Consider the following 13,073-nt stretch of genomic DNA (forward strand, 5'->3'; position numbering starts at 1 on the left):
TTGTCATTGCCAAAATACAGCCTCAACTCCCAAAGCATAATTATTTGCACCATATGTTGGTTATTTTACAGCCCTTTTCAGCAAAAGTACCTTCTGCTAAAAAGAAATTTTCTTCCTTTTCTTTTGGTCAGTTCCCTATTTTGGATTTCGCTCATTGGTTTGCTTTATTCTGAAAATATGGTTGATGGCCTTAAGAATTTTCAGAAACAACTTCCATTTTTGGTATTTCCTCTCATTTTCTTTACTGTGGAAATTTCAAGAAAAACTAAACTAATATTACTGAAATATTTTAGCTATGGCGTTATTGTTTCTGCATCTTTCGCACTGTTAAAGGCCATCTATTTTAAGTGGAACAATTTTGGCGACTATTTTTATTATGACAAATTGGGGCAGTTGTTGGATATTCACACCACCTATTTCGCAATGTATGTGTTAATTGCACTGCTTTATTTTACGAGTTTCATTTCCCGAAAACCCTTTAAAAAACGCCTTATTTATGGCTTATGTATCGTTTTCCTACTTTGGTTTCTATATCTTTTGAGCGTTAGGGTGAGCATTATGGCTTTGATCGTGAGCGGTTTAATATTGATTTATGGCAACAGAAAATCCATAACACCCAAAACCATTTTTTTGCTTATTGGCGGCGTTTTGTTGATAGTGCTATTTTATTTTACACCCAATTTCCAAAAACGGTTTAACGCTAAAACTCCCGAAGGCATTGCCATTTCTGATGTAGATACCAGAACAGTGCATTGGCAGTCAGCTCTGGAAGTAATAGGGAAAAACAATTTATTTTTTGGTGCTGGAACAGGAGATGGCCATGAAATATTATATGACCAATATCTAGAAAATGGTTTTGAAACGGGCTATATCTATCAATACAATGCTCATAATCAATTTTTGGAAACAGCCTTATATTATGGGTTATTTGGGCTTGTATTTTTAATTACAATAATCTTTATTGTAATTAAAAAATGCTATTTATGTCAGAATTATCTTGGTGCTGCAATAATAATTACCCAAATAGTTTTTATGATAACCGAATCAACTCTTGAAAGCCAAAGCGGAATTGTTCTTTTTGCTTATTTTACTGCCATGATGGCTTCCCGTTCCTTTTCAGATAAAATTAGAATTAATTGATTTTGAGCTATTGAATAAATGAAGAAAAATATATTAGAAATAGGACCATATTCGGCGGTTGGTGGTGTAAGTATTCATATTAAGAGACTTGCCGCTCTGTTAAAGGAGCAGCATAATTTTACTTTTATAGATGAATCTCCAAGAATTAAAGCTGACACTGATGTATTTAACCTAAGAAGTAAAAATATAGGTAAATATTTTAAGTTGTTGAGTGGCGCCGACATTGTTCATATTCATACAGGTATTTTATGGCTTCAGTGTATACATATTTTTCTAGCTTTCATTTTTAGAAAAAAAACTATTGTTACAATTCACTCGCTGAGCAATCTTAACAATAAATATTCAATATGGATCACTCAATTATTTTTGTCATTAACCTCCAGAACAATTTTTGTTAGTAAGGAAATTTCAGAAAAATTTAAATTAAAAAATAAGATTATAATACCTGCTTTCATCCCCCCAGAGATATCTGAAGAAACAGATTTGCCTTTAGAAATTTCGACTATTCTAGAAAAGAATAAGGATAAAAAAATAATAGTAAATAACGCTTTTAAACTCGTTTTATATAACCAGCAGGATTTATACGGATTAGATTTGTTAATAGATGTTGCCCGTTCAATAAAAAGAGATCAAAAAAACTATAAAATAATTTTTGTAATAGCTTCTATGGATGAAAAACTAAATCTGTATGATTATTATGCTCAAATAATTAAAGAAGAAAATTTAGAGGAAGAAATTTCCTTAATACCTTATTCCATTTCTTTTGTAAAATTAATGATGGCGAGCGATCTGGTGGTCAGGGCAACAAATACAGATGGTGATGCACTGACAGTTAGAGAAGCACTATTTTTAAATAAACCTATTATAGCGTCCGATGTTACCTTTAGGCCAGAGGGCACAATTTTGTTTGCAAATAGAGATAGTCAAGATTTGTATTTAAAGATTAATCAAGTTTTAGATAAAGCAGCTAAGAACCAGGAGAGTTTTTTGAAAAATACAACACAATTTTATCTCGATAAGTATTCAGATATTTATTGATTTTTTCATTTATTGTTGTTTCAATAAGAAATAAAGAGGCTTCAATTCTGCCCTATTATTATTTATATTTGAATGGGTAATCAAAGCCTAAAAATTAAAAAACGGGTTAATTTATATCAGTTTATGAATATTATTACTCTAATACAAATTTGAATGCTCCAAGCCACAATTTTGAAAATATTATTGATTTACGTCTTGAAATAAAATACCTATGGTTCATATTGTAAAATTTAAAGATATTGAATTTGACGAACTAGTTTCAATTGAACAGGAAGTTATTTTTGTTTCAGATAGGCCAGAGTTTACCAATAAATACAGGAAATTATTATTTTTCGCTTTTCGTGAGGGAATTTTTAGGACCTTTTATAAGATAAGATCTAAAACCAACCCAAAACTTAATTTAGAGAAACGATTTACGTTAATTATTATAAAGCATAAAAATTCTTTATATACAAACTTTAGTACCCAGACTACGGAAAATAAGGATGAGTTTGTAATAAATAACAACTTCACTAAAGTTCTAATCGTTCCAAAAATTAACGATATAACTTCCACACAAAAATTTAATCAGTTTGTAGAAGATGGGCAAAATGAAACGGATATTTCATTTAATATTAAGACCCATCAATCCGATAGTAAAGTTGTAGCATCCCAAAAAGGAGTTTTCATATATGGTCTTGGGGATTATTCTAGAGTATATATAGCTCAGAATATAAAAATGCTTTCTAAGATTTTCTGTGTAGATTATAGTCATCAACTTTCAAAATATTATTACCATAAGTTTGGTTATGAAAAATTCGGGATTATACCAGAAGATAGTTACCCATTCTTGCCCACAATAGAAAAGCCATTGGCAATTATTGCTACATATCATTCTGATCATACAAGGATTGCGAAGGAAATTTTTGATATTAACCCCAACACATTTATTTTTATTGAAAAACCTCCGTGCGTTACGTTACAGGATATTAAAACTTTAGTAGCATTATATAATGATAATGCTTTAATTGAAATAGGATATAACCGAAGATTTATACCCGTGAATCAAGAGATAAGAGCGGCAACATTTAAACAGCAAAAGATAATTAATATATCGGCGAAAGAAATTTTAATAAATGAAAGTCATTGGTATTTCTGGAAAAATCAAGGCACTCGCATAACGGGTAATCTTACTCACTGGATAGATCTGGCGGTTTATTGGATAAACGGTTCACCAATTGAAATTAATTTATTAAGCAGTCCGTCAAAAGATGAAACTATTGCTTTATCCATTCTGTTTTCTGAAGGATCGTTGGTAAACATAAGCGTTTCAGATAAAGGAAACTCCTTGCGTGGAGTGCAAGAACATATCGAAATTAGAACTGAGAATGAAACTTTTTTTATTGAAGACTATCTTAAATATACAAGGGTTAAGAGTGATGGGTCTAAAACCACAAAAAGAAACCTCAAAAGAGATAAGGGTCATGATGCTATGTATAAGCACTTAACCAAGGTTTATAATAATGAAAAATCAATAACCTATACTAAGTCAGATCTTATTAAATCGGCATTAACAACATACCACGTTTCCAGAATGTACCAAGAAAATGTGCGAAATTTTAAAATGAACCAATCACTCTCTGAATTTAATTAAATCGCATATTTCTTGCTCATAAATCATTGTGAGTTCGTTTTAATATATAGAATTAGTGTAGCTATTCTCCCCAAGGAGTTTTGGTTAATGAATATACTTCAAATACTATAGATGTTTCACAATTAAGCTCGGGGATGTATTTTGCAGAAGTTATGGTTGAAGGTAATAGCACCACAAATAAATTAATAAAAATCTAGAAATCATGAAAAGATTGTATGTAAATTTTAAAACCTAAGCAAAAATGAAATTGACACTAAATTTTCTTTTCTTATTAATAGTAACAATTTCTTCTTCACAAATCATAGATTTCCCAGAAGGCAGTTTTAAATATGCATTAATAAATTCCGAAGTTGTAGACTTGGATGGTGATGGAACTGTAGATAGTAATATAGACACTAATAATGATGGAGAAATTCAGGTCTCGGAGGCAGAAGCAGTTCTAGGGATTAATCTTTATAACTATGGGATTTTTCCTTCGTTAGAGGGAATGGAACATTTCGTTAATATAGAATGGTTAATATGCTCCGAGTCCTACACTGCATTTGTAGACTTTTCACAAAATACAAAAATTGAACGAATAACCATCTCTCACAATGCTTTAACAAACCTAGATGTATCACAAAATACAAATCTTAAATGGTTAAATTGCACGAACAATAGATTAGTTAATTTGAACATAAAAAATGGAGATAATACTAGTTTAGAGCTATTTCACGCGCTTTACAATCCAGACTTGGCATGTATTCAGGTAGACGATGTTGCGTATGCAAATAATGCTCCTAATTGGAAAAAAGATGCTATGGCCATATATAGTGAAGACTGTGAATTGGTTGGTATTGAAGACTTCGCTGCCACAGATTTTAAATTATTCCCCAATCCCACTGAAAATATGCTAAACATTCAATCCAAAACCCCCATTGAGAATGTAAAAATATATTCTCCCCAAGGAGTTTTGGTTAATGAATATAATTCAAATACTATAGATGTTTCACAATTAAGCACTGGAATATATTTTGTAGAAATTACGGTTGATGATAAGAGTGTAACAAAGAAATTTATAAAAAATTAAAAAATAGTTCTTACAAAATCGGTTTTTCGGCCACAACTCTTATTTGAGTAATATCAGATTTATACAATCTTTGAAATGTAGACCGAAAGAAATGATAAGCATTTCCAGAAATATAAAACAGATTATCGCCTATAGCTTTACGAAGCGATCTGTAACCTGGCGGATTGGTATATTTTAAATCCTTAACATCTAAAACCTTATACCCTGCATGTTTAAAGAGATTTCCTAGGTTTATCTCAGCCCAAGTGAAAAAATGATTGTGAATGTTGCCGTCAACATATTTTTTGCGTCTTTCGTGAGGCACAACAAATACAATTTTCCCTCCAGGTTTTAATTTTTTATATAAATGCTTAATTTCGGCGAGTGGATTCTCTACGTGCTCCAAGGCGTGGTTTGAAATTATTACATCAGCCCATTCATCTTCAATTGCATCTGCATTTTTATGAGAAGTTATCCCAATTGTTTTTGCGAATTCGCGTGCCGTATCATTAATTTCTATCCCTAATTTATTTTTGCATATTAAATTTTTAAGCAAATACCCGCCGCCAGAACCAAAATCTATAACGTTATCTGTTTCTTTAATATAATCTTTGAATTTAAATATATTGGAAATTCCCCCGAATTCACCACGTGCCTTTTGCCATTTAAAATAATCTTCATTGTAATGATCCATTCTTAGAATTTAAATTTTATTAGAGCAGCAAATATAGTAAAAGATGATTGGTAGTAGAGCTATTCTTTTAGTGGGTAAAAGTTTTCTATTTTGGATGTCTATATATCAACACTACATTTTTTAAATTTCATTTTATTGCAAAACGTCAACTCAATTCTCAAAAAAACTTACTTTTGCACCAAAGTTCACAATAATGAAACAAGTAATCCAAAACTTTAAAACTGGAGAATTATATGTAGATGAGGTGCCAAACCCTTCCATTTCGGAAAATATGGTGCTAGTGGAGAACAAATTTTCTCTAATAAGTGCGGGAACTGAAAGAGGTACCGTTAAAGTTGGGAAAGCCAGTCTTATAGGCAAAGCCAAACAACGACCAGACCTTGTGGCGCAAGTACTTCAAAATATCAAAAAAGAAGGATTAAAGGCCACAATTGATAAAGTAAAAACCAAACTTGATTCATTAAAAGCACTTGGTTATAGCACATCTGGTGTTGTTGCTGCTTCCATGGACAGCAACAGCAAATTCAAACCAGGAGATCGCGTTGCCTGCGCTGGGCAGGATTATGCCTCGCATGCCGAGGTCGTTGCCATTCCACAGAATCTAGTGGTTAAAATTCCAGATAATGTTTCTTTTGAAGAAGCCAGTTTTACTACCCTTGGCGCAATTGCTTTACAGGGTGTTCGACAAGCAGAACCTAGATTAGGTGATAAAGTTTGTGTAATCGGCCTTGGCCTTTTGGGACAGCTTACCGTACAATTGCTAAAAGCAAACGGTTGTCGCGTTTTTGGAGTAGATCTTTCAAAAAACTTGGTAGACCTTGCTATTAAAAGTGGTGCAGATGGTGCCATGCTTCGTAGCGAATCAAATTTAAATACTGCCATAGACAACTTTACGGAAGGTCACGGATTTGATAGCGTGATTATCACTGCCGCTGCCCCAAGTAATGACCCTATTGAGCTTTCTGCAGTTATAAGTCGTAAAAAAGGAAAAGTTATTGTGGTGGGCGCCGTAAAAATGGACATTCCTCGCGACCCCGATTTTTACAGAAAGGAACTGGAACTGAAAATGTCCTGCTCCTATGGCCCTGGAAGATACGACAATACCTATGAGGAGGACGGCCATGATTATCCTTTCGCCTACGTTCGCTATACCGAGCAGCGCAATATGGAAACCTTTTTAGACCTCATTTCTCAAGGTACCGTAAACCTTAAAGATCTTATCACACATACCTTTGACATTGCTGATGCTGAAAAAGCCTACGACATTGTCTTGGGCAAAGTGGAAGAACCACATATTGGTATTCTCTTGGCCTATCCTGAAAGCGAGACGAAAAAAATATCTCTTGTTTCGGTGCAATCCAATGCGGTTTCAACCGTAAATATTGGTTTTATTGGTGCGGGAAGTTTTGCACAGAGCTATCTGATTCCCTATACAAAAAAAGAAGGCGCATCTCTTGATACAGTTGTTACCACCAAAGGGATTACCGCTAAAAATGTAGCTTCAAAGTTTGGCTTCAACAATGCTTCTTCTGAAGCGCAGGATGTTATAAATAAAAAAGATATAAATACGGTTTTCATTGCAACACCGCATAACAGCCACGCTCCTTATGTGATGGAAGCACTCAAGGCTGGAAAAAATGTTTTCGTTGAAAAACCTTTGGCGATGAATTATGATGAATTAGAGGAAGTTAAAAAGGTTTATCAAGAAAGTAATCAAAAATTAATGGTTGGTTTTAACCGAAGATTTTCTCCAATTGCTGAAAAAATAAAGTCAGAATTTGTAGGCAATGGTGAGCCAAAAGTGGTCAACATTCGTGTGAATGCTGGCTTCATTCCGAAAGATCATTGGACGCAAAATAAAAACATTGGTGGTGGAAGAATTATTGGCGAAATGTGCCATTTTATTGACTTAATGCAATATTTCACAGATGCAAAACCTGTAAAAGTGTATGCAGCATCCATCAAAACTGATAACCAAAACCTTACTTCCGAAGATAATATTTCAATTACCGTTTCCTTTAGCGACGGTTCCATTGGAAACCTTTTATATTTAGGAAATGGCGACAAATCCCTTCCAAAGGAATTGATAGAGGTTTTCAGTGGCGGAAAAGTTGGCAGAATACATGATTTTAGAAAAGGCGATTTCCATAAAGGCAACAAACAAATAAAGTTAAAGATGGACGGCAAAGGTCACAAACAGGAAGTTGAAGCATTTCTGAAGTCCTTGAAACAAAACACCGAAGCGCCAATTCCTTTTGAATCTATCTATCTTACAACGCTTACAACGTTTAAAGTTTTGGATTCATTGGCTACGGGATTGCCTCAAAATATCGAATTATAACAATTAAGAAAGTTTATTCTACTAGATTAGTATTTAAAGAAATATGATTTTTTCTACTCCACTATTTTTAGTATTCTTCATTGTTGTTTTTGCTATTTATTGGTTCGTTTTGGGTGCCATTAAAAACGATGATACCCGTTTAAAAGCAAGAATTATTTTTCTTCTTTTGGCATCGTATTATTTCTACATGTCGTGGAATCCAATGTTTATTTTACTCATTCTTTTTTCAACATTGGTAGATTTTATAGCCGGAAAGGAAATTTATAAGGCTACTTCCAAACACAAAAAGAAGTTTTTCTTAATACTCAGTTTGGTAATCAATTTGGGTTTTTTGGCCTATTTTAAGTACGTAAACTTCTTTCTTGATACTGTAAACCAAGTCTCAGGGTTGGTTTCAGACGGCGGTGGAACCAATTTCTTTGTAAACGTAATTTTACCAGTAGGGATTTCATTTTACACTTTTCAATCTATGTGTTATACCATAGATATCTACAATGATAAAATGAAACCATCAAAAGATTTTTTCGAATTTTCATTGTATGTTACTTTCTTCCCCCAACTTGTTGCAGGGCCTATTGTTCGGGCTATAGATTTTATTCCACAGTTAAAAGCGAACAACTATTTTAAGAATATAAACTTTCAGCTTGCTGCGAATTACTTCCTGCTTGGGTTGGTAAAAAAAGTAGTAATTGCTGATAATATTGCGCAAATATCTGATGTAATATTTGCAAACCCCGAACAGCACGGCACCCTAGCAACTTGGGTTGGCGTAGTTTCCTATAGCATTCAGATATATTGTGATTTTTCTGGCTATTCTGATATGGCAATAGGAGTTGCGGCACTTTTGGGATTCAAACTTATGGAGAACTTTAATATGCCCTATAATGCTACAGATATAACCATGTTCTGGCGAAAATGGCATATTAGTTTATCTACCTGGCTTCGCGATTATCTTTTTATTCCGCTTGGAGGAAGCCGATGTTCCAAGCCAATGTATTATAGAAACCTAATGATTACGATGCTTTTGGGCGGTTTGTGGCATGGTGCCAGCTGGAACTTTGTAATTTGGGGAGGCTTGCACGGCGGTGCACTTATTGTGCACAAATTATATAAAACAAAGGTTTCAAGTAAATTTAATTTTACTGGAATAACGGCTTCCATTTATACAATTTTTGCGTGGTTAATGACGATGATTTTTGTGATGGTCACTTGGGTTTTCTTTAGGGCGCAAACCCTAGCAGACTCTTTATATATGATAAAGAAAATGTTCGTGTTTGAGAACAGTGAGAACTACGTCGTTCCTTTGTTCTTCGTTTTATTACTTGCCTTAACAGTGGTTGGACACTTTTTCGGTACAAAATATTTTGATAAGGTTGAACAAAAGCAAGACCACATTTTTTCAAGACCAGTTGTTCAGGGACTCTTGTTCGGTCTGGCGATATTTATGGTACTTCTCTTTGGAAGTGATGACAATCAGGCTTTTATTTATTTTCAATTTTAAGGAATGATGGAAAACAAACAACGCCTATTTTTAATTCAGTTTATGATCGCCGCACTGTTCTTTGTACTGCTGGCAAATATCGTTTCGTCTTCCTTCATAAAAGATCCCGAAGGTGTTCCATTCTTGGCCTTAAATGAAGACCTAAACACCATGGCAAAGTCTAGGGAAGCTTTGCTGGATTCTTTAATAGCAATAAACAATTTGACCATTGACCCTTCAGACGGAAACGATATTGACCGAGTTCTAAACAATTTAAAGTATTCAAAAAAAGAAAAACTATTAATAGTGGGATCTTCCCAGCTTATTGTTGTTCAGGGTGAAGAATACTGGAAATCCCGTTCCCAAGTTGTTTCAACAAAAATAGAATATTTAACCAACGATAAATACCAGACATACAATCTTTCCATGGGAGGAATGACGGCCCCTGAAAAATTGTTGATTGCTAACAAAGCTGCCTCAATTCTGCAGCCCCAAAACATAATTATTGCAATGACACCTTGGGATAGCGGTGTCAATAAAACAAGACCTACTTTACAAGCAATAGAAAAAAATACCTATAAAACTCAAGATGAAATTAAGGATTTGAACAAAGCTAGTTTAGCTAAAGAAGAATTCAAATTTCCAATCACATTTAACAATAAAATAAGTGCCTACCTTGAAGGTATTACAAAGGAAAAAAGCATTCTTTATTCCAAAAGAACTGGAATTCAAAAATGGCTTAAATACAAAACAGATGCACTATTTGGGTCTCATAAAGTAGATACCTTAACTATCGCCTCTGAAGTAACGGATGAGTTGAAACCAGAGTACTGGTCCACCAATAAGCAGGAACTGAATGATATAACAGGTTGGGATAGTATAGCAATGCATTCCGGGAAGAAGTCATTAAAAATCTCGAATGCAAACCCTCAAAATGCTTTGTGGTTGGGCGATCCTATATATCTGGATACTCCATCCAAAACCTTCAATTTTGAGGCATACAGCAAAGCTGAAAATATAGGCGGAAACATAACATTTTATGCTTTCTATTTGGGAGTGACATTTGAAGATGGTTCCGAAACTCAGTTTTACAATAACCTTAGTTTTTCAAAAGAAGACCACGATTGGCAAAAAGTAAATACCACAATTACTTTTGATAAAAATGTGGTTAGCCTACGCCCTTTCTTGCTTTTTTATGGAGGAACGGGTACAGTTTGGTTTGACGATGTAAAAATAACTCAAGGAGATGATGATTCCAAAAGCGAGAATTTGGTTCCTAATGCTGGTGCTGAAGACAAATCTTTAATCCGAAAAAACGCAGCGTATTTATACAGTCAGGCAGATTGGCAATTGATTTTGCTGAACATGAAAAATTCTGTAGATTTTTTAGCAGCCCAAAACAAAGAATTTTCTTCTAAATCAGCTTTATTAATCACGCCATTCTGGCATTATAATAACAAACTTGCCTATCCACAAATTAAGGAGTACAGAGATTTAATTGAAAACATAAAAGCCTATTGTACGGAGAAGAATGTTAGGTTTATAGATGCATCTTATATTCTTTCCGCTGAAAATTTTGGAATATACAAAAACGGGGAAGACAAGGATAAAATTGATGTGCTTCACTTTAATGAAAATGGCCATAATAAGCTAGCGCTTTACATTATAGACCAATTGGACTTATAAAAACAAGTTTATAGCAATACTAAAGGGGAAATATTGCTACTTTTGCCCCGAAATTGCGAAACACATGTTACCACATAATGGTTTTTTGGAAAGTTTTCAAAAACTAAAATCCTATTGCGAAAAAGAAAACTTTAAGGGTTGGGATCCATATGATGGGCTTAACAGCAAATTGTTCAAATCACTTCCCGTAATTTCCAAATCCCGTTTTTTCAGACTTGCTTGGATTCAGGTTTTTAAAAGAAGCCCGATTAATTTACGCCAAATTACTTCCGTAGAAAAAGGCTATAACGCTAAAGGACTTGGTCTTTTCATCACTGGGTATTGCAATCTTTATAAAACTGACCCCAAACCTGAATATCTCAAAAAAATAAACCAGCTTTCCGCACAAGTTCTGAAAATGCAGACCCAAGGATATTCCGGAGCCTGTTGGGGCTATAATTTTGACTGGCAGGCACGCGCTTTCTTTCAACCCAAAGGAATGCCTACGGTTGTTGCCACTACGTTTATCACTGAAGCATTACTGGAAGCTTATAAAATCACGAAAAACGAAGAATATTTAGAAGTTGCAAAGGGCGCAACGCAATTCGTTTTAAAGGATTTAAACAGAACGTATGATGAAAAGGACGACTTTTCTTTTTCTTATTCACCATTGGACAAAACACAGGTTTTTAATGCTTCGTTGCTCGGTGCGAAACTATTGAGTTTGGTTTATGAGTTTACCAAAGAAGAAAACCTACTAATCGAAGCCAGAAAAGCAGTGCAATATGCTGCCGATTTTCAACAGGAAAATGGTGCTTGGGCTTACGGAACTCTGCCATACCACCAATGGGTTGATAACTTTCATTCAGGTTATAATCTGGAATGTATTTATACCTATCAAAAAATATCTGGTGACAACTCCTTTTCTAAACATATTGAAAAAGGATTGGATTATTATTTAAAAACTTTTTTTACGGAAGAAGGGATTTCAAAATATTATAACAATTCTGTTTTTCCAATTGATATTCACGCGCCTGCACAATTGGTCGTAACTTTGAGCAAACTGGAAGTTTTCAAGAAGAATGAAAAATTAATCGACAAAGTTTTGAATTGGACCGTGGAGAACATGCAGTCAGATAAAGGATTTTTCCAGTATCAAAAAAATAAATTTTTTAACTCAAACATTCCATATATGCGATGGGCACAGGCTTGGATGTTTTATGCATTTTCATACTATTTTTTAGAAACAAATGAACAATAGAATCCAAATCCTAAACACGACCATAGATAACCTTTCTATGGAGGAAACCCTTGCATTGGTGCAGGAAAAAATCCAAACTGGTGAACAACTCCACCATGTAGTCGTAAATGCAGGTAAAGTTGTGGCGATGCAAAAGGATTCAGAACTACGCCAAAGTGTCAATCAAAGTAATATCATCAACGCTGACGGACAAGCTGTGGTTTGGGCCTCACGGTTTTTAGGAAAACCACTTAAGGAGCGCGTTGCTGGTATAGACCTTATGGCAAGCCTCGTTGAAATGGCACATAAAAATCACAACAAAATTTTCTTATTTGGAGCAAAAGAAGAAGTGGTTAAAAGCGTTGTTGAGAAATACGCTGAAAGCTACGGTCCAGAAATCATTGCAGGATATAGAAACGGATACTTCTCCCCTTCAGAGGAAAAAACAATTGCGCAACAAATAGCAGACAGCGGAACCCAAATGCTCTTCGTCGCAATATCCTCCCCCATCAAGGAAAATTTTCTCTACAAATACCGCGATATTCTTAAAGAAGTAAACCTAATTATGGGCGTAGGCGGCAGTTTTGATGTAGTGGCTGGAAAAACCAAGCGTGCACCTACCTGGATGCAAAACGCAGGTCTAGAATGGTTCTATCGCTTTGCCCAAGAACCTAGGCGCATGTGGAAACGCTATTTGGTGGGAAATTCTAAATTTATTTACTTGGTACTTAGAGAGCGTTTTTCAAATAAACGATAATTGCATTATTAAATACTAGTAGATTTATTTCAGGATG

The 13,073-nt window shown here is 34.4% G+C and carries 10 protein-coding genes and 1 pseudogene; 10 read left to right on the forward strand and 1 reads right to left on the reverse strand.

The window, feature by feature from the left end; genetic code table 11:
• The first annotated feature begins 123 nt into the window (after window positions 1–123).
• From ESU54_RS00860 to ESU54_RS00880, 5 genes and pseudogenes are all read left to right on the forward strand, one after another.
• On the forward strand, window positions 124–1,140 hold the full coding sequence (locus tag ESU54_RS00860) for an O-antigen ligase family protein (RefSeq protein ID WP_146743948.1): 1,017 nt from the start codon (window positions 124–126) through the stop codon (window positions 1,138–1,140).
• Window positions 1,141–1,158: 18 nt separating this feature from the next.
• On the forward strand, window positions 1,159–2,178 hold the full coding sequence (locus ESU54_RS00865) for a glycosyltransferase (RefSeq protein WP_111842999.1): 1,020 nt from the start codon (window positions 1,159–1,161) through the stop codon (window positions 2,176–2,178).
• A 211-nt stretch (window positions 2,179–2,389) separates the two neighbouring features.
• Window positions 2,390–3,811, forward strand: coding sequence for a Gfo/Idh/MocA family oxidoreductase (locus ESU54_RS00870; protein ID WP_111842998.1), 1,422 nt, complete (start codon window positions 2,390–2,392; stop codon window positions 3,809–3,811).
• A gap of 74 nt (window positions 3,812–3,885) precedes the next feature.
• Window positions 3,886–4,008, forward strand: a pseudogene (locus tag ESU54_RS18205) (T9SS type A sorting domain-containing protein); the annotation flags it as partial.
• Window positions 4,009–4,052: 44 nt separating this feature from the next.
• Window positions 4,053–4,880 carry a T9SS type A sorting domain-containing protein gene (locus tag ESU54_RS00880; RefSeq protein ID WP_111842996.1) on the forward strand — a complete coding sequence of 276 codons (828 nt, stop codon included), beginning with the start codon at window positions 4,053–4,055 and terminating at the stop codon, window positions 4,878–4,880.
• A gap of 10 nt (window positions 4,881–4,890) precedes the next feature.
• Here the strand turns inward: ESU54_RS00880 and ESU54_RS00885 are convergent, their stop codons facing one another.
• Complete coding sequence (locus ESU54_RS00885; RefSeq protein ID WP_111842995.1) at window positions 4,891–5,553, reverse strand: class I SAM-dependent methyltransferase; 663 nt, start codon at window positions 5,551–5,553, stop codon at window positions 4,891–4,893.
• A gap of 193 nt (window positions 5,554–5,746) precedes the next feature.
• Here ESU54_RS00885 and ESU54_RS00890 point away from each other — a divergent pair, with 193 nt between their 5' ends.
• The 5 genes from ESU54_RS00890 (at window position 5,747) to ESU54_RS00910 (ending at window position 13,036) form a co-directional block, all read left to right on the forward strand.
• Window positions 5,747–7,894 (forward strand): bi-domain-containing oxidoreductase, encoded by a 2,148-nt coding sequence (locus ESU54_RS00890; RefSeq protein ID WP_111842994.1) that lies wholly within the window; start codon window positions 5,747–5,749, stop codon window positions 7,892–7,894.
• Window positions 7,895–7,937: 43 nt separating this feature from the next.
• Window positions 7,938–9,395: an MBOAT family O-acyltransferase gene (locus tag ESU54_RS00895; RefSeq protein ID WP_111842993.1), complete on the forward strand. Its 1,458-nt coding sequence runs from the start codon at window positions 7,938–7,940 to the stop codon at window positions 9,393–9,395.
• Window positions 9,396–9,398: 3 nt separating this feature from the next.
• Window positions 9,399–11,060 carry an SGNH/GDSL hydrolase family protein gene (locus ESU54_RS00900; protein ID WP_111842992.1) on the forward strand — a complete coding sequence of 554 codons (1,662 nt, stop codon included), beginning with the start codon at window positions 9,399–9,401 and terminating at the stop codon, window positions 11,058–11,060.
• Window positions 11,061–11,124: 64 nt separating this feature from the next.
• Window positions 11,125–12,300 carry a beta-L-arabinofuranosidase domain-containing protein gene (locus ESU54_RS00905; protein ID WP_111842991.1) on the forward strand — a complete coding sequence of 392 codons (1,176 nt, stop codon included), beginning with the start codon at window positions 11,125–11,127 and terminating at the stop codon, window positions 12,298–12,300.
• Entirely contained in the window at window positions 12,290–13,036 is a 747-nt protein-coding gene (locus ESU54_RS00910; protein WP_111842990.1) for a WecB/TagA/CpsF family glycosyltransferase, read from the forward strand. The genes ESU54_RS00905 and ESU54_RS00910 overlap by 11 nt, the downstream gene beginning before the upstream one ends.
• Window positions 13,037–13,073: the final 37 nt, after the last annotated feature.

It is taken from the genome of Aequorivita antarctica (assembly GCF_007997155.1).
Classification (GTDB): domain Bacteria; phylum Bacteroidota; class Bacteroidia; order Flavobacteriales; family Flavobacteriaceae; genus Aequorivita; species Aequorivita antarctica.

Bases quoted from the DNA above. Each gene is read 5' to 3' on its own strand.
- ESU54_RS00905 (WP_111842991.1), top strand. From the start codon at position 11,125: ATGTTACCACATAATGGTTTTTTGGAAAGTTTTCAAAAACTAAAATCC.
- ESU54_RS00880 (WP_111842996.1), top strand. From the start codon at position 4,053: ATGAAATTGACACTAAATTTTCTTTTCTTATTAATAGTAACAATTTCT.
- ESU54_RS00870 (WP_111842998.1), top strand. From the start codon at position 2,390: ATGGTTCATATTGTAAAATTTAAAGATATTGAATTTGACGAACTAGTT.
- ESU54_RS00900 (WP_111842992.1), top strand. From the start codon at position 9,399: ATGATGGAAAACAAACAACGCCTATTTTTAATTCAGTTTATGATCGCC.
- ESU54_RS00890 (WP_111842994.1), top strand. From the start codon at position 5,747: ATGAAACAAGTAATCCAAAACTTTAAAACTGGAGAATTATATGTAGAT.
- ESU54_RS00895 (WP_111842993.1), top strand. From the start codon at position 7,938: ATGATTTTTTCTACTCCACTATTTTTAGTATTCTTCATTGTTGTTTTT.
- ESU54_RS00885 (WP_111842995.1), bottom strand. From the start codon at position 5,553: ATGGATCATTACAATGAAGATTATTTTAAATGGCAAAAGGCACGTGGT.
- ESU54_RS00910 (WP_111842990.1), top strand. From the start codon at position 12,290: ATGAACAATAGAATCCAAATCCTAAACACGACCATAGATAACCTTTCT.
- ESU54_RS00865 (WP_111842999.1), top strand. From the start codon at position 1,159: ATGAAGAAAAATATATTAGAAATAGGACCATATTCGGCGGTTGGTGGT.